Here is a 19,819-nt window from a genome sequence, read left to right on the forward strand (position 1 = left end):
GCGGATCGACCCAGACTCGATCTTTCCAGGCAAAGCATGGCCTTTTTGGGGTCGCGCTTCAATCCGCCTGAAATTCACAATCGGGTCACCCGATTAACAAACCATGGCTAAATGGGACGGTTTTGCGCGTCAACAGGCCGCCGCAGCCGCGCATCGCGATAGCCGCCGCTTGCCACCGCGCCGCACAGCCCGCTCCATTCGCAGCCGCCGCACGCCTTGCGCACGTGGCCGGTCGAAAACGCCTGCCGCAGCCTTGTCAGGATGGCGGCATCGAGATCGACGCGGATGCCGTCCCGGATCGGCCGAGCCAGCACCGCTTCCACGTCTTCCGCGGCCTGCCGGTCCCGCCCGGCCGCGCCGTCACGCAGGCAGTGCGGTTCCGGCTCGCCAAGCAACGGAGCGCAGATGTCGTCTGGTCCGGAAACGAGGAGGATGTCTTCGCCCCGGCTCAAGCGCTCCGCGATTCCGTCATAATTGGCGGTGAAAGCGGGGCTGTATCCCTTGCCCACATAGGTGAGCAGGCAAAGAAGATGGTGGGCGCGCAGCCTGACCGTCACGGCTTCGGCAAGTTCATCTTGCCGCGCGGGAGCGCCATCAGCGTCGCGGCGCCAAGCGCCGATTTCAGCAACCCGCCGACGATGAACGGCACGAAGCCGAAGGTGACGGCCTTCTCGGCGCCGATCAGGACGGCAAGCCAGGCTGTGCCGAGAGCCAGGCAGGCAAGATTGCCGAGCAGCATGGCGGCGAAGGCAGGCAAAACCCTGTTGCCGTTCCAGCCGCGCTCGGCCAACCAGCCGACCAGTGCGCCGGTGACAGGAAAGGCAAAGAGATAGCCACCCGTCGGGCCCACGAAATGCTGAATGCCGGCAGCGCCGCCGGCCAGGACTGGAAAGCCGACAGCACCTTCGACCAGCCATGCCGCGATCGTCACCGCGCCAAGCCGCCAGCCATAGAGTGCGCCAATCAGCGTCACGGCGAAGGTCTGCATGGTCACCGGAACTGGCACCATCGGAACCTCGATGTAGGAGGACAGCGCCAGCAACAGCGTGCCGAGCACGACGGCGCCGGCCTGCCAACCGAGCGATCGCTGCTGGAGACGCAGCGGGCTGAAGGACGGTCTGGCGGACGAGAATGCGAGGTTGGTCATAGGCTTCCCTTCGGTCGATCCGAAATTATAGATAATTTTTGCCTTCGATCTATTATCGAATCCACATTTCTGGAGCGATAGCAAGCCTAGGCTTGGGAAAAGATCGTTCAACCCACGATCGCGAAAGCTTCGCGCGTGGCGCCGGAGGCTGTCCTGACCGGCTTGCGGCCAATCCATTGGACATGCCGTCCCAATGTTGTCGCGGCCGATTCGGTGTTCCCCTGCCGCAAGGCGGTGAGGATCGCCCGGTGGTCCTGGTCGGTGCGCGTCTCCCACTCCGAGCGCCAGGCCGCGAACAGGAAGCGGGCGCTCGCCGCGTGCAGGTCGTCTATGGTGGCAAGCAGGCGGGGCATGCCACAGGGCGTCAGGATCAGCCGGTGAAAGGCGCGATTGGCCTCCTCCCACGACCTGACGTCATGGGATTTGTCGCCGGCTTTTGTCGCCTCCTCGGCCTGGTCGAGAATGGCCGAGGTCAGATGCGGCGCGGCTTGGCGCAGTGCCAGCACTTCGAGTGCGGCCCGCATTTCGGCGACCTCCTTGACCTCGCCCAGATCGAAGGCCGCGACACGCACGCCACGACGCGGCTCACTGACGGCGAGGCCCTGCGCCTCGAGTCGGCGAAAGGCCTCGCGCACGGGAACGTGGCTGGTGTTGAATTCCTCGGCGACATGATCCTGCCGCAACCTCGCCCCTGGCTCGATCGCGCCGGAGATGATGCGATCCGCCAAAACCTTGCCGATGCGGACCGCGATGGTGTCGTCAGTGCCCTTGGCCATGTTTTATAGATAATTTGCGACTGGGCTGCTTGTCGAGACGGCAGGGCGAATTCACAGGCGTCTTTTTACCGACGGCCCCGGCAGGAAGCCGTGAGGCGCTCAGTTCACGCGGCTGATGCAGAAGTCGATGACGTCGATCAGCGCCGATTTCTGCGGCGTCTCTTCCAGCGGCGCCAGCGCGTCGCGGGCGATCTCGCCGAAATGGCGGGCGCGCCCGATCGTATCGGCAATGGCGCCGTGGCGGGTCATGAGGCCGATCGCCTTTTCCAGCCCGGCGTCGTCGGTGACATTGTCCTCGATGGCGCGCTTCCAAAAGGTGCGTTCGGCCTTGCTGCCGCGCCGGTAGGCGAGGATGACCGGCAAGGTCACCTTGCCCTCGCGGAAATCGTCGCCGACATTCTTGCCCAGATCCTTGCTGGTGCCGCCATAGTCCAGCGCATCATCGATCAGCTGGAAGGCAAGGCCGAGATTCATGCCGTAGGAACGCAGCGCCGCACGGTCGTTGCGGGTCGCCTGGGCGATGACCGGGCCAACCTCGGCGGCGGCCGAAAACAGCGCGGCGGTCTTGGCCTTGATGACGGCGAAATGCTCGTCCTCGGTGGTTTCGAGGTTCTTGGCGGCGGCCAGCTGCATGACCTCGCCCTCGGCGATAATCGAGGCTGCGCTGGACAGGATGTCGAGCGCTTCGAGCGAGCCGACATCGACCATCATGCGGAAGGCCTGGCCGAGCAGGAAGTCGCCGACCAGCACGCTGGCCTGGTTGCCCCAGATCATGCGGGCGGTCTTCTTGCCGCGCCGCATGCCGCTTTCATCGACCACGTCGTCATGCAGAAGCGTGGCCGTATGCATGAATTCGACCGAAGTGGCGAGCTTGACGTGGCCCTCGCCGGCATAGCCGAACATCTGCGCCGCGGCCAGCGTCAGCATTGGCCTGAGCCGCTTGCCGCCGGAAGAGATCAGGTGGTTGGCGACCTCGGGAATCATCTCGACGTCGGAGCCGGCCTTGGACAGGATCAGCTCGTTGACACGTCCCATATCGGCAGCAGTCAGATCGATGAGATCCTTGATGGAGGCGGGCTCCCGCTTCCCGTTTTCGATGTTGAGAACGACACCCACGACAATCACTCCCGTCTTGGTATAACGCGTGCGACGGCACCCTTAGTCCCGACAAGACTCTAGGGCGGCTGGCACGGCCACGGCAAGTGGCGAATTGGCGCGGCGGCGGCGACAGCGTGTCAACGCCGGGAAATGCGGGAATGCGGCCGCACGTTTACATGCACGCCGCAACCTGCGAGTTTCTTGCGATGATAGAGCTCATCCGCACCAACGACGCCGTCATCATCTCCTTTGTCGAATCGCTGATGCGCGATGCCGGGATCGGCTGCTTCGTCGCCGACCAGAACATGAGCGTGCTCGACGGCTCGCTTGGTATCCTGCCGCGACGCGTCATGGTCGATGCCGACCAGGCCGACGCCGCGCGCCGCATCCTGACCGATGCCGGCATCGCCAACGAGATCCGGGGGAAATAATGTCGGCCGCGCCAGCCGCCCTTGTCCCGGATACGCCGGCTCATACGGTCGATGCGTTCCACCGCGGCCGGTTCTGGCTCGTGCAGCCTAAGCATGGCGGCCATCGCGCCGGGATGGATGCAATGATGCTGGGCGCATCCGTACCATCCTCGTTTGGCGGCCGGCTCGCCGATTTCGGGGCCGGCGCCGGTGCTGCCGGTCTTGCGGTGCTGTCGCGCTGTCCGGGAGCCCAGGCTGTGCTGGTCGAACGCGCGCCTGAGATAGCGGCCTTCGCGGCAGCCACGCTTGCCCATCCGGGCAACGCGCACCTCAGCGATCGCGCTGCCGTGCTCGTCGCCGATGTCACCGTGTCGGGCCGCGCCCGGGCCGCCACCGGCCTTGCCGACAATGATTTCGACTTCGTCATCATGAACCCGCCTTTCAACGCCGCCCGGGACCGCGCCACTCCCGAGCCGCTAAGAAAGGAGGCGCATGTCATGGAGGACGGACTGTTCGAAAGCTGGATCCGCAGTGCGGCGGCGGTTGTCAGGCCGCGCGGCGGGCTTGCCGTCATCGCCCGGCCCGAACAGCTCGGCGCCATTCTCGACGCGATTTCAGGCCGCTTCGGCCAAGCCGAGATGCTCGCCGTGCACCCTCGCCCGGACGCGGCCGCAATCCGCATTATCGTGCGGGCAGCACTTGGGGCACGAGGAAAGCTCGCCATCCGTCCGCCCCTGATGCTTCACGCGCGATCGGGCAACGGCCCCGATGAGCGCAGCGAAATGATCACCAACGGGCTCGCCTCGCTGTTCGGAGACTGAGCTGTTGGCGGCCTACACATTGCCGTTGGCCGGGAAATCCCTACATGCCTGCAACCATCGCCGGAGACCACGCCATCGTGAAACGTCTTTTCAACCGCCTGCTGCCGAAGTCCTGGCGCTCCTCCGTCGTCACCGTTCCGGTCATCCGACTGCACGGCACCATCATGGCCGGCGGAGGCCAGTTCCGGCCGAGCCTGTCGCTTGCTTCCACCGCCGGACTGATCGAAAAGGCGTTTTCCTTCGAGGCACCGGCGGTCGCGATCTCGATCAATTCGCCGGGCGGCTCGCCCGTGCAGTCGCGGCTGATCTTCAAGCGCATCCGCGACCTTGCGGTCGAGAAGAATAAAAAGGTCCTGGTCTTCGTCGAGGATGTCGCGGCGTCCGGCGGCTACATGATCGCGGTCGCCGGCGATGAAATCTTCGCCGATCCCTCCTCCATCGTCGGCTCGATCGGCGTGGTGTCGGCCTCGTTCGGTTTCCCGGAACTGATGAAGAAGATCGGTGTCGAGCGCCGTGTCCACACCGCCGGCCAGAACAAGGCGGTGCTCGATCCGTTCAAGCCCGAGAAGAAGGAAGACGTCGAGCGGCTCAAGGTGCTGCAGCTCGAAGTGCACGAGACCTTCATCGATCTGGTCAAGGAGCGGCGCGGTACGAAGCTGGCGGACGATCCAGACCTGTTCACCGGGCTGTTCTGGACCGGCAAGCGAGGCCTGGAGCTCGGCCTCGTCGATGCGCTGGGTGACATGCGCACGGTGCTGAAGACCCGCTTCGGGCCGAAGACCCAGCTCAGGCTGGTGGCGGCGCCGCGGGGTTTGTTCGGCCGCTTTGGCCTGTTCGGCTCGAGCAAGGGCTTTTCGGCGCCCGATATCGCGGCGGCTGCCGCCAGCGGCGTCATCAATGCGGCGGAAGAGCGCGCATCGTGGGCGCGCTTCGGGCTTTGAAAAAGCCATGAAAGCGTCTAGCATGGTTGCCCGAAAGACCCGACCGGCCGGTCTTACCGGCCCAGCGTGGTAGGAGTTTGACATGCCGCAGCTCATTTTTTTCGCCGTCGTCGGCGTCGCCGCCTATTTCGGTTACCGCACCTTCGTGCGCGAGGCTGAACGCGTGACGGCCAAGGTGCGGCGCACCGAAAAACAGGCGGCCAACGGCGCGATGGGAACGCTGGTCAAGGATCCGCAGACCGGCGAATACCGGCTGGCCAAGGACTGACCCTCATTTCACTCGCAATCAAGACTGCGGAATCCGGTCAGCGTGTCCGGACATGGGCCGCACCCGCCAAGATAAACCTAGCTTTGCACGTCACCGGCAGGCGCGCCGACGGCTATCATCTCATCGAAAGCCTGGCTGTGTTCACGCGCTTTGGCGACAGGATCGAGATCGCGCCGGCCGACGCCGATGAGTTCAGCGTGTCCGGCCGCTATGCGGCGGACGTACCGCTCGATGGCGGCAATCTTGTGCTGAAGGGCCGCGACGCCCTGCGGCAGGCCGCCGGCGTTCGGAGCACGCCGCCGGTAAGCATCAGGCTCGAAAAGAACCTTCCGGTCGCATCCGGCGTGGGCGGAGGATCGAGCGACGCGGCGGCCGTGCTGCGCGGGCTGACCGAGAGCTGGGGGCTGGAGCTCGACAGCGCCGAACTGGCGCGGATCGGTCTTTCGCTTGGCGCCGATGTGCCGATGTGCCTGGCGGCAAAGCCGCTGGTCGCGCGCGGCATTGGTGAGGAAATGTCGATGGTGCCGGATTTTTCAGCACTGGGTCTCGTGCTGGTCAATCCGGGTGTGCCGGTCTCGACGGCGGAAATCTTCGCCGCACTTTCGCATCGCGAAAATGAGCCGCTGCCGCCGCTGCCGCGCAGCATCGATTTTCACAGCCTGCGCAACTGGCTGGAAATCACCCGCAACGATCTCGAGCAGCCAGCCCTTGCGATGCAGCCCGCCATCGGCAGGGCGCTTTCATGGCTTGATAGGGCCGGATCTGGCTTTTCACGAATGTCCGGGTCGGGCGCGACGTGCTTCGGCCTGTTCGAGACCGGCAATGTCGCCAAGCGCGCGGCGGCCGAGATCCGCAGCCGCCAGCCCGACTGGTTCGTCGCGGCAACGCGCAGCATGGCGTCGGAGGCTGGGCGAGATGGCCAGAATTGACGAGAGCCGAGCCTTCATTCCGGTGCGCATCGCGGTGCTGACTGTTTCCGACACACGCAGCTTGGCCGACGACAAATCCGGCCAGACACTGGCCGATCGCATTACCAAGGCCGGCCACATCCTGGCCGCCCGCGATATCGTCACCGACGACCGCGAAAAAATCCGCGACGCCGTTCTGGCGTGGTCGCGGGACAAGGCCATCGACGTCGTGATCACCACTGGTGGTACCGGTTTTACCGGACGCGATGTGACGCCCGAGGCGCTGGAACCGATCTTCGAAAAGCGCATGGACGGCTTTTCGGAAGTGTTCCACCGCATTTCCTATGACAAGATCGGCACCTCGACTATCCAGAGCCGGGCGACCGGCGGTGTCGTCAACGCCACTTTCGTCTTCGTGCTGCCGGGCTCGCCAGGCGCCTGCAAGGACGCCTGGGACGGCATCCTCGAGCCACAACTCGATTACCGGCACATGCCCTGTAACTTCGTCGAGATCATGCCGCGCCTGGACGAGCATCTGCGGCGCGGCAAATCGGCGTCGTAAGCAACGCCACGCAGAGCCGTTGCAAAAATCACCCCCGAGAGCGGTGCTGCTGCTTCGGCTGCGCTGGCCAGATTTCGGCGTCGAGCCGCCTGGTCGCCAGCCCGCGCGCTAAGGCCTCGGCGGTGCCGTCATTCTTGGACAGCGACGCCGCCTGTCGCTTGCTGATCACCAGTCCGTCGGCGAGCGCGCGGTTTGCCGAAAAGACCCGGGCCAGGAACGGTGGACGGCTGCCCCGCGCCCGCGAGAACCGGGCCGCTATTGTCTGCCTGGCCGTATGGGCGACGACGGCGTCGATCCAGCCCTCCACCAGCCTCGCACCCGGTTCGAGAAACAGCAGCCAGTCACCCTTGGCCTGGCGGATGCCGGCGGCGATGCCGCCGCTCCCCACATAGTGGCAGCCGGCATGCTCGGCGACGCGATGCGTCTGGTCGCTGGAGCCCGTGTCGCAGACGACAACCTCGCGCACCACGCCCTCGACCGCGCCGCCAATCAGCGTCGCCAGCGTACGGGCGAGCCCCTCCTCGTCATTGTGCGTTTCGATCAGAACACTGAGCATGGTTAGCCGAATAGCGGAAAGCGTTGGTCGGCGCCAGTTTTTGCAGCGCACCATAGAAAGTTCTTGATTTGTTCTCCTCGATAAAATAGGAATAATTTCATGAGCAGAGCGATTCGACACAACATGGACAGTCCCTGGGAGCGGGCGAAGATGGAACCGATCATGCGCGCCGATATTGCAGCCTTCGGAGCAGGGCGAGCCGAAATGGCCAACGCGATGATCGAGCAGAGCGGCATGCGGGTCCGTCCGGACCGCAACCGCGGCCGGTCGGCAGGCATCAATCCGTCCGGTCGGTTCGAACCTGTCAGCCGGCATGTCTTCGACGATGGCTGGAGTTCGCTGGAGGAACTTCCTCCCTTCAAGACCGAGGTGCAGGTGGAAAAGCCGCGCACCATCATCACCCGCAACGAATCGCCCGACATCTCCTTCGACCGGTCGATCAATCCCTATCGCGGCTGCGAACACGGTTGCGTCTATTGCTTCGCGCGGCCGACACACTCGTTCATGGGCCTGTCGCCGGGCCTGGACTTCGAATCCAAGCTGTTCGCCAAGCCCGACGCGGCACGCCTGCTCGACAAGGAATTGTCAAAGGATGGCTACCAGCCGCGCACCATCGCCATCGGCACCAATACCGATCCCTACCAGCCGATCGAGAAGCAGTACCGGATCATGCGCGAAATCCTCGAAGTGCTGGAGGCGCGCGGCCACCCGGTCGGCATCGTCACCAAGTCAGCCCTGGTCGTGCGCGACATCGACATTCTGTCGCGCATGGCGGAGCGGGGCTTGGCCAAAGTGGCGCTGTCGGTGACGACGCTTGACCGCATGCTGGCCAGGACGATGGAACCTCGGGCATCGACGCCGACCAAGCGGCTGGAGGCGATCAGGCAGCTTTCGGATGCCGGTATCCCCGCTTCGGTGATGGTGGCGCCGATCATTCCGGGCCTGACCGACCAGGAGATGGAACGCATCCTCGACTCGGCGCACCATGCCGGGGCGCGCGAAGCCGGCTATGTGGTGCTGCGCCTGCCGCTGGAGGTCAGCCCGATCTTCAAGGACTGGCTGCTGCGCCACTATCCCGACCGCTACCGCCACGTCATGTCGCTGGTCCGTTCGATGCGCGACGGCAAGGACTACGATTCGGAATGGGGCAAGCGCATGAAGGGCGCCGGACCCTATGCCTGGCAGATCGGCCGGCGCTTCGAGATCACCGCAAAGCGGCTCGGCCTCAATGCCGAGCGGCGTACGCTGCGGACCGACCAGTTCGTCGCTGCCGGCAAGGACCAGGAGCAGTTGATGCTGCTCTGAACCGAAAATCGCCTCGGCTGTTCATTGCCGCCGTGGCAAAGAAATCCCGTCCGGCCTGCCCCGGCCTGCAGACGGTGCCCTCCCGGTCCGGCGCCCCACCCGACCCGGAGGGACTTGCGGAGAATCGGAGCCGATGCGAACCTCGCCGCAACATGGCTCGCGCGCGTTCTGATTCTCCGCCTCTCTTCGAAATCGTCGAAAAACCCGATTTCTCCTTCGAGACGAAGGCGATGGCCGATGGTTTGTGGCCGGTCGCGGGGATGGACGAAGCCGGCCGCGGCCCGCTCGCGGGTCCCGTGGTCGCGGCGGCAGTGGTGCTCGACCCCGCCAATATTCCCGAGGGTCTCGACGATTCCAAGCGGCTTAGCCACCTGCAGCGCGAAGCGCTGTTCCTGCACATCATCGGCTCCGCTCTCGGCGTCTCGATGGCGTCGATCAGCGCCGAGGGCATCGATGGCACCAACATCCTCAAGGCGAGCCTCGAAGCGATGCGCCGCGCACTGGTCGGGCTGCCGGTGCAGGCTAAGCTCGCGCTCGCGGATGGGCGCGACGTGCCGCCGGGATTGCCCTGCGAGGGGCGCGCGCTGATCAAGGGCGACCAGCGCTCCCAATCGATCGCCGCGGCCTCGATCGTCGCCAAGGTCATGCGCGACCGCATGATGCGCGGCTGCGGCAATCATCACGACCGCTACGGCTTCGAAGTCCATATGGGCTACGCCACGGTCCGGCACCGCACGGCGATCGAGGCGCATGGGCCAGTGGCTCGGCTGCATCGCACCTCGTTTGCGCCGTTTCGGCTGGGCGGGACTGAAGTGGTTGAGGAAGAGAGCTTGGCCGGGCTGGAGTAGGGCGACGGCAGTGGCAATTCCATCTTCCCCACGAGGGCGGAGATTGGCCGCTTTGACGCGCCGCTTTCTCCCAAACAAAAAAGCCGCCAGGTTGCCCGGGCGGCTTCGTGTCAGCGACTGAAGAACGCTCAGTTCAGCTTGGCCTTCACATCCTGCAGCGCGGACCTGAACAGGTCGGCTCCGGCCTTGGCGTCAACCTTGGCGGCGAGCAATGCGCGTGCCGCCTCGACGGCTATATCGACGGCACTGGCCCGCACTTCGGCAACCGCGTCACGCTCGGCTTGGCCGATCTTCTGCTCGGCAAGCGCGGTGCGCCTGGCAACGTAGTCCTCGGTCTTCTTGTGGGCGTCGGCAGCCAGCAGTTCGGCCTCACGCTTGGCGGCCGCTACAATGTCGGCGGCCTCCTGCTCGGCTTCCTTGCGCTTCTTCTTGTATTGGCCGAGCAGTTGCTGGGCTTCGTCGCGCAGCTTGCGGGCCTCGTCGAGCTCACTGCTGATCCTGGCGGCGCGGGCGTCGAGCGCCTTGGCGATCATGCCGGGCACCTTGATGTAGATGGCGATGGCCAGGAAGATGATCAGGGCAATCGTGGCCCAGAGCGTTGCGAGAGATGTAGCGTCCATGATGCGCTCCTCACCGGGCCACGGATTTGACCGCGGCCGCGATCTCGGCCTTGCTGGCCTTGCCGCCAACGAGTGCCTCGACGATCGCCGAAGCGGTATCCTCGGCGATGCTGCCGACTTCCTTCATGGCATTGGCCTTGATGGAAGAAATGCGTGCCTCGGCCTCGCCAAGCTTCTCATCGAGCGCGGCCTCGATCTTCTTGCGCGCGGTGTCGGCTTCCGCCTTCGCCGCATCGCTGGCCTGCTGGCCGATCGAGTTCGCGTTCTTCTTGGCTTCCGCCAGTTCCTGTTCGTAAGCGGCAACGGCGGCGTCGGCCTCGCCCTTCAACTTGGCCGCCTGGTCGAGATCCTGGCTGATGCGGTCGTTGCGGACATCGATGATGCCGCCGACGCGCGGCATCACGACCCGCTTCAGGAACAGGTAGAACAGCCCGAACGTGATCGCCAGCCACAGAAGCTGCGACGGAAACGTCTCCGGATTGAATGGCGGAAACGTGCCGTGCGCTTCGGCAGGCACGCTGGTGCCGGAATGCGTGTCTCCTCCGGTCGCAGCGTGGCTGGTGTCGGCTGATGGCGCGGACTCTTGCGCGAAGGCAGATGTCACGAACATGGACTATCCCCAGATATCAGGCCCGCCGCTTGCGCGGCCGGCCTGTCCAATCTTCTCAGTACTCAGCCGAACAGGGCCAGCAGCGCAATGAGAAGCGAGAAGATGCCCAGAGCTTCGGTCACGGCGAAGCCGAAAATCAGGCGGCCGAACTGGCCGTCGGCGGCCGACGGATTGCGCAGCGCGCCCGAGAGGTAGCTGCCGAAAATGTTGCCCAGGCCAATGCCCGCGCCACCCATGCCCAGGCAAGCGATGCCGGCGCCGATGTACTTTGCTGCTTCTGCGTCCATTTGTTCAACTCCTTTGGATCTGAAAATTCCGTTGCTATTCCATCCGGCGTCGTGCCGGAAACCTGATTAGTGCGAAGGATGGAGGGCGTCGTTGAGATACATGCAGGTCAGCACCGCAAAGACATAGGCCTGCAACAGCGCCACCAGCAATTCGAGCGCCGTCAACGCCACCGCCATGGCCAGCGGCAGGATCGAACCCGCAATGCCGAGCGCACCCAGCGCACTGAGGCTGACCACAAATCCCGAAAAAACCTTCAGCGTGATGTGGCCGGCGAGCATGTTTGCGAACAGACGAACCGAGAGGCTGACCGGGCGCGACACGAAGGAAATCACCTCGATCGGAACGACAAGCACCATCATCAGGAGGGGCACGCCCTTCGGCACGAACAGCTTCAGGAAGCCAAGGCCATGCTTCATGAATCCATAGACGATCACGGTGCCAATCACCATGATGGCCAAACCGAAGGTGACGATGATGTGGCTGGTGATGGTGAAGAAATACGGGAACAGGCCGAGCAGATTGGCGACCAGCACGAACATGAACAGCGAGAACACGAAGGGGAAGAATTTCATGCCCTGCGTGCCGGCGGCATCGCGCAGCATGTTGCCGACGAATTCATAGGCCATTTCGGAGACCGACTGCAGCCGGCCGGGAACCAGGCTGCGGCTCGACGTCGTCAGGTACAGGAAGGCCGCGGCAATGACCACGGTCGCGACCATGAACAGCGCGGAATTGGTGAAGGACAGATCATAGCCGCCGATCTCGATCGGAACCAGCTTGATGATATGGAACTGGTGGATCGGATCGACCTTGTCAGCTGCCACGTTCAAACCCCGTCAATGCCGCGCACGGCTAAATTACCATTGCCGCGCCAGGGCGGCTATTTGCTGTCGTCTCGGTCAGGACGCGATTTATCGCCCTGTCCGAATTCCGCCACAACGCCAGCTGAACGCATGACATTGAGCACGCCGGCGCCAAAACCAAGCAGCAGGAAAATGATCAGACCCCACGGCGATGTCCCCGCCATACGGTCGATGATCCAGCCGATGCCGGCGCCTACCACCACCCCGGCGATAAACTCGCTGGATAGCTTGATCGCCTGACCGTATCCGGTCACTGGTTTCGCGTCGTCTTTCCCCTCGAGCCGGTTCGGCAGCCTTGTCGCAAGCGATGCTCCAAGTTCACGCCGACGTCGCTCAAGATCGTCGTCGCGGATTTCGGGGTCATGCTGCTTGCCGCGGCCGGTTTCTCCGGTTCCGTCTGGCCTGTTTTTCTCGGCCATCGCAACCCCCCTGCCCGGGCAGACCGTCACCGTCCGTCCGCTTCTAAAGTCGCCGGCAACATAGTTAGAGGGTTTGCGCCCGTCAAGCCACGCAGGGAAGTTCCGCGCTGTGTATTTTAGGTAGTAAAATCAGATAGTTGCAAAGGTGCGACATCGTGCCCTTTGCGATCGGCGGGATGCGCCGCGCGAATCCCCCCGACAATGGCTCTCCGATCGATCGTGCGACCGCGCGAAAAGACGGCGGGCGGCGGACCGTTCAGCTCCAGCCACCACCATAGGTCCGGTAGAAGATATGCAGGCCGATCTTGGTCATCTTCTGCATCGTGCGGGCCCAGCCGGGATGGACGTAATTGGCATAGTAGTGGGTCGACGATCCCACTTCCGGAATGAAGATCTTGCCAGCGGTGACGGCCATGCCGACATCCTGAGCGGTCTTGTAGGCGACCGGATTGTCGATGCGCTTCTTCCTGCCGTCGCAGGCGAAGGAGAACTGGCAGCGGTTGAACCAGCTGTCGTTCTGGTAGACGACGCCGCAGATCGAATTGGGATAGGCGGGGTTGCGGACCCGGTTGAGGATCACCTGGGCGACGGCGGCCTGACCGCGCACGGCTTCGCCGCGGGCCTCGAAATAAATGCCGTTGGCCAGGCACTTCTGCTCCGGCTTGGAGAAGACGCTGGCCGGAAGCGGATTCTGGATCCATGAATGGTCGCCCTTGGCCATCGGCGGAATGAAGCGGCCGCTGTTGGGCTCTTCATCCTGAAGCAGGGCTTCAAAGGGCGAGGCCTTGGCATAGTCCGGCGCGGATTGCGCATAGGCGGTCGCCAGCACATCGGGATGGTCGTTGTTGACCAGGGCCGCAAGCATGGCCGGCACGCCGGGATCCGGCTTCTTGTCCTCACGCGCATGGAATGCCGCGGCGATCTGGATTTCCTTGCCTTTGATCCGCGGCTTGGCGAAGGCCATTTTCAGATCGCCGTCCATGCTCGGCCGCATCAGCGAGGAGGTCCGCTGGAAGATCGAGCCGGCACTGAAGTTCTTCGGCGGCGCCACGGGAGAGACCTGGACGATGCGGCCCTTCTTGTCGGCGCGCACGACGCGATCCTCGTCGGGCGACCCGCTGACCTTGCCGCCCTTGCCGCGAAACGAGACGGCGCCGACACCGGGAAGGCGAACACCGGAACCCGAGATCGAGCTGGTGACGTCGGAATCGACGAACGGCATCTCGGCGGCGTGGACCGAACCGGCGACGGATTTCTCGACATAGGAATTCCAGCGCGTGGTCGGCGATTCAAGGCCGGAAACGAGGCTGGTCATGTCCTGGTAGGCAGCGACGGTCGGAAAGCCGATCCAGATACCGAGACCAATGATGAACGGAGACACAAGGCTGCGTTTCTCACCGGCGGCGGCCATCAGCCGCTTCAACACACGTCGATGCACGGAACTCTCTCCAGGAACGCAACTGACCCCACTGGAGAGCAAAATGATGCATTAACCTTGATGGGACGTTAACGAGGTCGGTCAGGTTTTCTTGATCGGCCAGAGGTCGTGGTTTCGAAGTCGGGCGATTTTGCGGCGGGAGGCTCAGGTCCGCCGCAGGAAAATCGGCCACGCGATCAGGGCGCAGGCGGCTGCCGACAGCCACACGCCGGGCCATGACCAGAGGTGCAGCAGCCCTGGAATGGCCACCGGAACCAGGAAGAAGCCGACGAAGACAAAGCTGTTGGCAAGGCTGAGTGCGGTTCCGACATGGCCTGCACCGGCAAGCGTGGCAAGCTCGGTATAGGCAACGCCGTGCCAGGCGGAGACCGAGATGCCGGCAACGACAAGCACCAGGGGCAGGACAGCGATCAGGAAGGATTGGCTGGCAGGCATCGTGGCAGCGGCCAGAACCAGCAGCCAGAGCACCACGAAGGCAAGTGCGCTCAGCGCACTGCACAAGCGAAGAAATTGACGGCGGTTGCCGTGGCGGTCGGTAAAGCGGCCGCTCCAGACGCGCATGACCATGGCGCCGAGCTGTACAACGGCGAGGCTGGCGCTGATCGCCGTCGTGCCAAGCCCGGCGAAGTCGTGCAGGAACACCGACGCGAAAGTGAGGACCGCCACCTGCGGAAAGCAGAGCAGGCCGATGGCGGTCGAGATGCGCCAGACCTCGATGTTGCGCAACGGTGCCGGTCCGGCCACATCAGATGAGACGGCGTCGCCCGCCATCGGCGGTTCGTGCAGCCAACGCCAGGCGAACAGGGCGGAGAGAGCGGATGCCGCCGCCAGAAGCCCGAACACCGCGGCGAAACCGAAAGCCAGGGCAAGCGAAGGCAGGACGAGCGCGCCAAGGCCGCCACCAAGCGGCACCGCCGTCTGCCGGATGCTCATGGCAAAACCACGCTCATTCTGCCGGAACCAGCCCATGATTGCGCGGCCGCTCGAGCCATTGACACTGCCGCCGAGCAGTCCCGTGACGAGCAGGCTTGCCGCCAGCAACGAGACATCGGGAATGCTTGACCTTGTCGGCACGACGAGCATCGCCATCGCAAGCAGCCAGGCCGCCGTTGCACCGAGGCCGATCAGAAGCACGCGGCGATCCCCCCAGCGGTCGGTGAGCAGGCCCCATGGCAGCTCACTGAGCGCAACCCCCAGTCCAAGAAGACCGAGCGCCAGGCCGAGCTCGGCATTGCTCAAGTGATAGCCCTGGCGAAGCACGACCGCCGTTGCCGGTATGCCGGAGAAAGTCGCCGAGAAACCGGCATTCGCGGCAACCCCGATGCCCAGGACCTTCCAGCGGTGGTTGGGGCCGAAGGTCCGGCCGGCCGCGGTCGTGGCGGTGCCTCGCCCGGATAGCTGGCAATCGTTGCGAATGACGGTGGCAGACATGATTCCATTCCTGTAGCGCCGGCCGAGCGGCCTTGACGGGAGGCATATAGCCCCGTAGCTTCATCCATAAAATCAGGAAGATTTTGATCGATAGTCCTGAAAATGAGGACGATCTTATGCGCCGCGTCACATTCGATCTCGACGTGCTGAGGACTTTCGTCACCGGCATGGAACTGGGAAGTTTTGCCAGGGCAGCTGAGCGGCTTGGCCGCTCGACCTCCGCCGTCAGCGCGCAGCTGAAGAAACTGGAAGAGCAGGCCGATACGCCGATCTTCCGCAAGGCGGGGCGCGGCCTGTCACTGACCGAAGCCGGCGAGACGATGCTCGGCTATGCGCGGCGCCTGATCGAGCTCAATGACGAGGCAGCCCTGGCGATCCGCGACGTCGAACTGGAGGGCTGGGTGCGGCTCGGCCTGCAGGAGGATTTCGGCGAGGCCGTGTTGCCGGAAGTGCTCGGTCGCTTCGCTCGCGCTCACCCCAAGGTTCGGATCGAAGCACGGATTGGACGCAGCCACGAATTGGCCGAGCGTGTCCTCTCCGGCAACCTCGACATTGCGCTCGCCTGGCATGATGGCACGACGCTGCCGTATAGCCGGCATGTCGCCGACGTGCAGGCGCGCTGGATCGGCCCGGCGAAGCCGATGGAGGCGGGCCCCCACGATGGCGAGGCGCTGCAGCTGGTCGTGTTCGAGGCGCCTTGCCTGCTGCGCACCGTGGCGACCGAGACGCTGGATCGTGCCGGGCGGCCCTGGCGGATGGCGTTCTCCAGCCCCAGCCTTGGCGGCATATGGGCAGCGGTGGCGGCTGGCCTCGGGCTGACGATCCGCACCGATATCGGCCTGCCCGCGAATGTCCGGGCGCTCGCGCCCGGAATGCTCGGGCTGCCGCCGCTGCCGAAAATGGCGCTGCATTTGCATCAGAAGGATGCCGAGCTCGATCCGGTCGCGGCGCGGCTGGCCGGCATCCTGCTGCAATCGGCGTTCGAAGCGTTGCCCGAGGGTGCCGAGATCAAAGAAAACCTGCTGAAAGTCGCTTAGCCGCAGCTCTCGGCGGAGGCGGTTGCCACCCTATCGTCAACGCTTCTTCGCGCGGCCGGCGAACGGATTGTCCGAAGTGCGCAGCGCGATGCGGATCGGCACGCCCGGCATGTCGAAGGCTTCGCGCAGGCTGTTGGAGAGATAACGGACATAGCTTTGCGGCATCGCGTCCGGCCGCGAACACTGGACCACGAAGCCCGGCGGCCGGGTCTTGGCCTGGGTGACGTATTTGACCTTCAGCCGGCGCCCGGCGACCGCAGGCGGCGGGTGATGCGTCAGGATGGCTTCAAGCCAGCGGTTGAGCTTGCCGGTCGAAACACGGCTGTTCCAGACCTTGTGCGTCTTCAACACCGCATCCATCAGCTTGTCCAGGCCGCGTCCGGTCTCGGCCGAGACCGGCACGGCCTGGATGCCGCGCGCCTGCGGCAACAGCCGCTCGGTCTTCTCGCGCAGTTCGGCCAACAGTTCCTGCGGGTTGTCGATCAGGTCCCATTTGTTGAACGCGATCACCGGTGCCCGGCCCTCGCGGATGATCAGATCGGCGATCTGCAGGTCCTGCTTTTCGAAGGGAATGGTGGCGTCAAGTACGATGATGACGATCTCGGCGAAACGGATGGCGCGCAGGCCATCCTGCACCGACATCACTTCCAGCTTTTCGTGGATCCTGGCCTTGCGGCGCATGCCGGCGGTGTCGAACAGTTTGATGCGGCGGCCGCGCCAGTCCCAGTCGACCGAAATGGAATCGCGGGTGATGCCGGCTTCCGGTCCGGTCAGCAGCCGCTCCTCGCCGATCAGCGCGTTGATCAAGGTCGATTTGCCGGCGTTCGGCCGGCCGACGACGGCGATGCGCATCGGCTTGGTATCGTCATAGGATGGCTCGGCGTCCGGATCGGCGATGTCCTCGCCGATCAGCACCTCGCTGGCGGCGGCCTCTTCGTCGTCTGTATCCTCGTCTTCACCGAAGGCGCGCGCCTCGCCGAGCGCTTCGATCACGGCGTCGCGCAGGTCGGGCATGCCCTGGCCGTGCTCGGCAGAAACCGGGATCGGTTCGCCAAGGCCAAGTTCCCAGGCCTCCAGCATGCCGCCCTGGGCGCCCTTCGCCTCGGCCTTGTTGGCGACCAGCACGACCGGCTTTCCGGATTTTCGCACGATCTCGGCAAAGGTCCTGTCATCCGGCAGCAGGCCGGACTTGGCGTCGATGGTGAAAAAGATCAGATCCGCCTCGCGGATGGCGATTTCGGTCTGCGCGCGCATGCGGCCCGGCAAGGTCGAAGCGCCGGCATCCTCGAAGCCCGCGGTATCGATGACATCGAAATGCAGATCGTAAAGCTTGGCGGCGTGGACGCGGCGGTCGCGGGTAACGCCCGGCGTGTCGTCGACGAGCGCCAGCTTTCTTCCCACCAGCCGATTGAAAAGCGTCGATTTGCCGACGTTAGGTCTGCCGATGATGGCAACTTTGAATGTCATCCGACCCTACATCTTCCATGCATGTCGTGGTCCCAAACCGCTGCGCGCCTTGGGCAAGAGGTCACGATGCACTGCCTGACCCGCGGATCAGCTCGGACATCAAGGTCGCCCGCTCGCGCGTGTTGCGCGGGGCGCCATCATCGGAGGCGATCTGATCGAACAGCTTCAGCGCGTCCTGGGTCTTGCCTTCCTTCCAGGCGGCAAGGCCAAGCGCCTCGCGTGCGCTGTGGCGCAGCGTGTTGGTGTCCGACGTCAGCGCCTCGACGCGGCTCGACACGTCGGCGAAGGAGCCATGATCGACGAGCAGGAGCGCCGCCCTCAGCCGCGCCATGTCACGCAGGCCCTGGGGAATGGCGGTGTCGGCGGCGACATCGTCGAAGTCCTTGACGGCGGCAGCGACGTCGCCCTTGTTGGCCTTGACGGTCGCGGCGCGCATGCGGGCGAGCAGCGGATAGGCGCCGTAGCCATCCTTTTCCAGCTGATCGAGCGCGGCCAGCGCGTCATCGTTCTTACCGTCATTGGCGAGCTTCAGCGCCTGCGAGAAGGCATCGCCGGAGCGATTGGCGCGCGTCTCGTCCCAATAGCGATAGCCGACGAAGGCCGCGGTGCCGAGCACCACAAGCACCGCAATGACAAGCAAGGCCGGGCCAAAACGGTCCCACAGCTTCTGCGCCTGCTCGCGACGCATCTCATCATTGACTTCGCGAATAAAACTGTCGTCGGACATCAATCAAACCATTCCTGCCCCCGGCCGGGGCGGTTCATGAGCCCGCGTTTTAGCGAAATTTTGTCGGCATGGAAGGGGTTCGGCCGGAAAATCGGCTATTCCTGGGGCAAACAAATGTTTGTCCCCGGGCAAACAACTGTTTGTCCCCCGGGCAAACCAATGTTTGTTCCCGGGGGCAAACCCACGAAAACCCAATCGCACCGGCGCCACATTTGCGCGATAGCCGGCTTGCCGACCACCCGGAGCCTGTGAATTTGCCGATGCCTTGTTTGTCCCGCGTTGTTTTGTTCTCGCTTGCCTCACTCGCCACCGCCGGCGTGGCCCTGGCCGATCCGCCCGCGCCACCAGCACCGGCAAGGCCGAAGCAGATCGTGATCATCTCCTTCGACAGCGCGCGCGACATCTCGCAGTGGAAGCGCAGCCGGGCGCTGGCCCAGCGCACCGGCGCGCATTTCACCTATTTCCTGTCCTGCGTCTTCCTGCTGTCGCCCGACACACGCGGCCAATACACCGCGCCGGGCAAGACGGCGGGCAAATCCAACATCGGCTTCGCCGCCTCCAGGCAGGACGTGGCAGAGCGGCTGGAACAGATCGGCCTCGCCGCCCATGAGGGTCACGACATTGCCAGCCACGCCTGCGGCCATTTCGACGGCAAGGACTGGAGCAAGGCCGACTGGCTGAAAGAGTTCGCCTCCTTCGAGCACATTTTCGAGAACGCCTATGCGATCAACGGCATTGCGCCCGAGCCCGAGGGCTGGCGGGAATTCGCGCGGCATGCGGTGGCGGGTTTCCGGGCGCCGTATCTGTCGACTGGCAAAGCGCTTTACGAGGCACTCCCGGCAGCCGGTTATCGGTTCGACGCCAGCGGCGTTTCAATGGGTCCTGCCCTGCCGCCGACCGTTGGCGGCGTCACCCGCTTTTCCCTGCCGCAGATTCCCGAAGGGCCGAAATCACGGCCGGTGATCGCCATGGACTACAATCTGTACGTCCGCCATTCCGGCGGCTTCGAGCGGCCTAGCAACGCCGGCGAGTTCGCGGACCGGACCTATCAGGCGTTTCGCGCCGCCTTCGACGCGCAATATCGGGGCAAGCGCCTTCCGCTGGAACTCGGCTTCCACTTCACGCTGATGAATGACGGCGCCTACTGGAATGCGCTGGAGCGTTTTGCCGGCGAAGTCTGCGTCAAATCAGATGTCGAGTGCATCAGCTTTCGCGATTACGTCTCGCGGCAGGATGGCGGCCGGAAGCAGGTTACGGTTGGCGGCTGAGCCCCAACCGG

At 64.4% G+C, this 19,819-nt stretch carries 24 protein-coding genes; 10 read left to right on the forward strand and 14 right to left on the reverse strand.

The features are described 5' to 3' along the window. Positions 1-107: 107 nt before the first annotated feature. The 4 genes from LB557_RS09890 to LB557_RS09905 all read right to left on the reverse strand — a co-directional run bounded on the left by LB557_RS09890 (position 108) and on the right by LB557_RS09905 (position 3,039). Positions 108-557, reverse strand: coding sequence for a DUF1284 domain-containing protein (locus LB557_RS09890; protein ID WP_224642968.1), 450 nt, complete (start codon positions 555-557; stop codon positions 108-110). Beyond that, positions 554-1,147, reverse strand: a complete 594-nt coding sequence (locus LB557_RS09895; protein ID WP_224642969.1) for a biotin transporter BioY — start codon at positions 1,145-1,147, stop codon at positions 554-556. The genes LB557_RS09890 and LB557_RS09895 overlap by 4 nt, the downstream gene beginning before the upstream one ends. Positions 1,148-1,254: 107 nt before the next feature. Continuing rightward, positions 1,255-1,923 (reverse strand): GntR family transcriptional regulator, encoded by a 669-nt coding sequence (locus LB557_RS09900; RefSeq protein ID WP_015318843.1) that lies wholly within the window; start codon positions 1,921-1,923, stop codon positions 1,255-1,257. Positions 1,924-2,022: 99 nt separating this feature from the next. Then, entirely contained in the window at positions 2,023-3,039 is a 1,017-nt protein-coding gene (locus LB557_RS09905) for a polyprenyl synthetase family protein (RefSeq protein WP_015318844.1), read from the reverse strand. A gap of 188 nt (positions 3,040-3,227) precedes the next feature. Between LB557_RS09905 and LB557_RS09910 the strand changes: the two genes are divergently transcribed. The 6 genes from LB557_RS09910 (at position 3,228) to moaB (ending at position 6,931) form a co-directional block, all read left to right on the forward strand. Further along, positions 3,228-3,452 carry a DUF2007 domain-containing protein gene (locus LB557_RS09910; RefSeq protein WP_015318845.1) on the forward strand — a complete coding sequence of 75 codons (225 nt, stop codon included), beginning with the start codon at positions 3,228-3,230 and terminating at the stop codon, positions 3,450-3,452. After that, positions 3,452-4,252, forward strand: coding sequence for a tRNA1(Val) (adenine(37)-N6)-methyltransferase (locus LB557_RS09915; RefSeq protein ID WP_224642970.1), 801 nt, complete (start codon positions 3,452-3,454; stop codon positions 4,250-4,252). Before LB557_RS09910 ends, LB557_RS09915 begins: the two co-directional genes overlap by 1 nt. Before the next feature lie 77 nt (positions 4,253-4,329). Then, the gene (locus LB557_RS09920) at positions 4,330-5,193 is read left to right on the forward strand and encodes a S49 family peptidase (RefSeq protein WP_140724898.1); all 864 of its coding nucleotides are present in this window, start codon (positions 4,330-4,332) and stop codon (positions 5,191-5,193) included. 82 nt (positions 5,194-5,275) lie between these two features. Further along, complete coding sequence (locus LB557_RS09925) at positions 5,276-5,461, forward strand: membrane protein (RefSeq protein WP_015318848.1); 186 nt, start codon at positions 5,276-5,278, stop codon at positions 5,459-5,461. A 5-nt stretch (positions 5,462-5,466) separates the two neighbouring features. Beyond that, positions 5,467-6,390, forward strand: a complete 924-nt coding sequence (locus LB557_RS09930) for a 4-(cytidine 5'-diphospho)-2-C-methyl-D-erythritol kinase (RefSeq protein WP_224642992.1) — start codon at positions 5,467-5,469, stop codon at positions 6,388-6,390. After that, on the forward strand, positions 6,377-6,931 hold the full coding sequence (gene moaB, locus LB557_RS09935) for a molybdenum cofactor biosynthesis protein B (RefSeq protein ID WP_015318850.1): 555 nt from the start codon (positions 6,377-6,379) through the stop codon (positions 6,929-6,931). The genes LB557_RS09930 and moaB overlap by 14 nt, the downstream gene beginning before the upstream one ends. Before the next feature lie 28 nt (positions 6,932-6,959). On the opposite strand, the gene LB557_RS09940 is transcribed toward moaB, so the two are convergent. Further along, positions 6,960-7,487 carry a glycosyltransferase gene (locus tag LB557_RS09940; protein ID WP_224642971.1) on the reverse strand — a complete coding sequence of 176 codons (528 nt, stop codon included), beginning with the start codon at positions 7,485-7,487 and terminating at the stop codon, positions 6,960-6,962. A gap of 150 nt (positions 7,488-7,637) precedes the next feature. Here LB557_RS09940 and LB557_RS09945 point away from each other — a divergent pair, with 150 nt between their 5' ends. Next, complete coding sequence (locus LB557_RS09945; RefSeq protein WP_041163509.1) at positions 7,638-8,792, forward strand: PA0069 family radical SAM protein; 1,155 nt, start codon at positions 7,638-7,640, stop codon at positions 8,790-8,792. 152 nt (positions 8,793-8,944) lie between these two features. Continuing rightward, complete coding sequence (locus LB557_RS09950; protein ID WP_140617327.1) at positions 8,945-9,640, forward strand: ribonuclease HII; 696 nt, start codon at positions 8,945-8,947, stop codon at positions 9,638-9,640. Positions 9,641-9,768: 128 nt separating this feature from the next. Here LB557_RS09950 and LB557_RS09955 read toward each other — a convergent pair whose 3' ends face one another. The 7 genes from LB557_RS09955 to LB557_RS09985 all read right to left on the reverse strand — a co-directional run bounded on the left by LB557_RS09955 (position 9,769) and on the right by LB557_RS09985 (position 15,309). Beyond that, complete coding sequence (locus tag LB557_RS09955) at positions 9,769-10,260, reverse strand: F0F1 ATP synthase subunit B (protein WP_015318854.1); 492 nt, start codon at positions 10,258-10,260, stop codon at positions 9,769-9,771. A 10-nt stretch (positions 10,261-10,270) separates the two neighbouring features. Further along, positions 10,271-10,870: a F0F1 ATP synthase subunit B gene (locus LB557_RS09960; RefSeq protein ID WP_140617329.1), complete on the reverse strand. Its 600-nt coding sequence runs from the start codon at positions 10,868-10,870 to the stop codon at positions 10,271-10,273. A gap of 62 nt (positions 10,871-10,932) precedes the next feature. Then, complete coding sequence (locus LB557_RS09965; RefSeq protein ID WP_013896722.1) at positions 10,933-11,157, reverse strand: F0F1 ATP synthase subunit C; 225 nt, start codon at positions 11,155-11,157, stop codon at positions 10,933-10,935. A gap of 66 nt (positions 11,158-11,223) precedes the next feature. Further along, the gene (locus LB557_RS09970) at positions 11,224-11,982 is read right to left on the reverse strand and encodes a F0F1 ATP synthase subunit A (RefSeq protein WP_140617330.1); all 759 of its coding nucleotides are present in this window, start codon (positions 11,980-11,982) and stop codon (positions 11,224-11,226) included. Positions 11,983-12,038: 56 nt separating this feature from the next. After that, a complete protein-coding gene (locus LB557_RS09975; protein WP_140617331.1) occupies positions 12,039-12,440 on the reverse strand; it encodes an AtpZ/AtpI family protein in 402 nt (133 codons plus the stop codon). A gap of 256 nt (positions 12,441-12,696) precedes the next feature. After that, complete coding sequence (locus LB557_RS09980; protein WP_224642972.1) at positions 12,697-13,878, reverse strand: cell wall hydrolase; 1,182 nt, start codon at positions 13,876-13,878, stop codon at positions 12,697-12,699. Between the two features lie 144 nt (positions 13,879-14,022). Further along, positions 14,023-15,309 (reverse strand): MFS transporter, encoded by a 1,287-nt coding sequence (locus LB557_RS09985; protein WP_224642973.1) that lies wholly within the window; start codon positions 15,307-15,309, stop codon positions 14,023-14,025. A 116-nt stretch (positions 15,310-15,425) separates the two neighbouring features. On the opposite strand from LB557_RS09985, the gene LB557_RS09990 reads away from it, so the two are divergent. Continuing rightward, on the forward strand, positions 15,426-16,346 hold the full coding sequence (locus tag LB557_RS09990; protein WP_224642974.1) for a LysR substrate-binding domain-containing protein: 921 nt from the start codon (positions 15,426-15,428) through the stop codon (positions 16,344-16,346). Between the two features lie 36 nt (positions 16,347-16,382). Here LB557_RS09990 and der read toward each other — a convergent pair whose 3' ends face one another. Both der and LB557_RS10000 read right to left on the reverse strand, forming a co-directional pair. Next, positions 16,383-17,813, reverse strand: coding sequence for a ribosome biogenesis GTPase Der (gene der / locus LB557_RS09995; protein ID WP_224582875.1), 1,431 nt, complete (start codon positions 17,811-17,813; stop codon positions 16,383-16,385). A gap of 61 nt (positions 17,814-17,874) precedes the next feature. Then, complete coding sequence (locus tag LB557_RS10000; protein ID WP_015318862.1) at positions 17,875-18,540, reverse strand: tetratricopeptide repeat protein; 666 nt, start codon at positions 18,538-18,540, stop codon at positions 17,875-17,877. Between the two features lie 260 nt (positions 18,541-18,800). On the opposite strand from LB557_RS10000, the gene LB557_RS10005 reads away from it, so the two are divergent. Beyond that, on the forward strand, positions 18,801-19,808 hold the full coding sequence (locus tag LB557_RS10005; protein WP_224642975.1) for a polysaccharide deacetylase family protein: 1,008 nt from the start codon (positions 18,801-18,803) through the stop codon (positions 19,806-19,808). Positions 19,809-19,819 lie beyond the last annotated feature (11 nt).

The sequence above is a fragment of the Mesorhizobium sp. BR115XR7A genome, from assembly GCF_020165315.1.
Lineage (GTDB): Bacteria > Pseudomonadota > Alphaproteobacteria > Rhizobiales > Rhizobiaceae > Mesorhizobium > Mesorhizobium australicum.

Bases quoted from the DNA above. Each gene is read 5' to 3' on its own strand.
- LB557_RS09895 (WP_224642969.1), bottom strand. From the start codon at position 1,147: ATGACCAACCTCGCATTCTCGTCCGCCAGACCGTCCTTCAGCCCGCTG.
- LB557_RS09900 (WP_015318843.1), bottom strand. From the start codon at position 1,923: ATGGCCAAGGGCACTGACGACACCATCGCGGTCCGCATCGGCAAGGTT.
- LB557_RS09910 (WP_015318845.1), top strand. From the start codon at position 3,228: ATGATAGAGCTCATCCGCACCAACGACGCCGTCATCATCTCCTTTGTC.
- LB557_RS09915 (WP_224642970.1), top strand. From the start codon at position 3,452: ATGTCGGCCGCGCCAGCCGCCCTTGTCCCGGATACGCCGGCTCATACG.
- LB557_RS09925 (WP_015318848.1), top strand. From the start codon at position 5,276: ATGCCGCAGCTCATTTTTTTCGCCGTCGTCGGCGTCGCCGCCTATTTC.
- moaB (WP_015318850.1), top strand. From the start codon at position 6,377: ATGGCCAGAATTGACGAGAGCCGAGCCTTCATTCCGGTGCGCATCGCG.
- LB557_RS09940 (WP_224642971.1), bottom strand. From the start codon at position 7,487: ATGCTCAGTGTTCTGATCGAAACGCACAATGACGAGGAGGGGCTCGCC.
- LB557_RS09945 (WP_041163509.1), top strand. From the start codon at position 7,638: ATGGAACCGATCATGCGCGCCGATATTGCAGCCTTCGGAGCAGGGCGA.
- LB557_RS09950 (WP_140617327.1), top strand. From the start codon at position 8,945: ATGGCTCGCGCGCGTTCTGATTCTCCGCCTCTCTTCGAAATCGTCGAA.
- LB557_RS09955 (WP_015318854.1), bottom strand. From the start codon at position 10,260: ATGGACGCTACATCTCTCGCAACGCTCTGGGCCACGATTGCCCTGATC.
- LB557_RS09960 (WP_140617329.1), bottom strand. From the start codon at position 10,870: ATGTTCGTGACATCTGCCTTCGCGCAAGAGTCCGCGCCATCAGCCGAC.
- LB557_RS09965 (WP_013896722.1), bottom strand. From the start codon at position 11,157: ATGGACGCAGAAGCAGCAAAGTACATCGGCGCCGGCATCGCTTGCCTG.
- LB557_RS09975 (WP_140617331.1), bottom strand. From the start codon at position 12,440: ATGGCCGAGAAAAACAGGCCAGACGGAACCGGAGAAACCGGCCGCGGC.
- LB557_RS09985 (WP_224642973.1), bottom strand. From the start codon at position 15,309: ATGTCTGCCACCGTCATTCGCAACGATTGCCAGCTATCCGGGCGAGGC.
- LB557_RS09990 (WP_224642974.1), top strand. From the start codon at position 15,426: ATGCGCCGCGTCACATTCGATCTCGACGTGCTGAGGACTTTCGTCACC.
- der (WP_224582875.1), bottom strand. From the start codon at position 17,813: ATGACATTCAAAGTTGCCATCATCGGCAGACCTAACGTCGGCAAATCG.
- LB557_RS10000 (WP_015318862.1), bottom strand. From the start codon at position 18,540: ATGTCCGACGACAGTTTTATTCGCGAAGTCAATGATGAGATGCGTCGC.
- LB557_RS10005 (WP_224642975.1), top strand. From the start codon at position 18,801: ATGCCTTGTTTGTCCCGCGTTGTTTTGTTCTCGCTTGCCTCACTCGCC.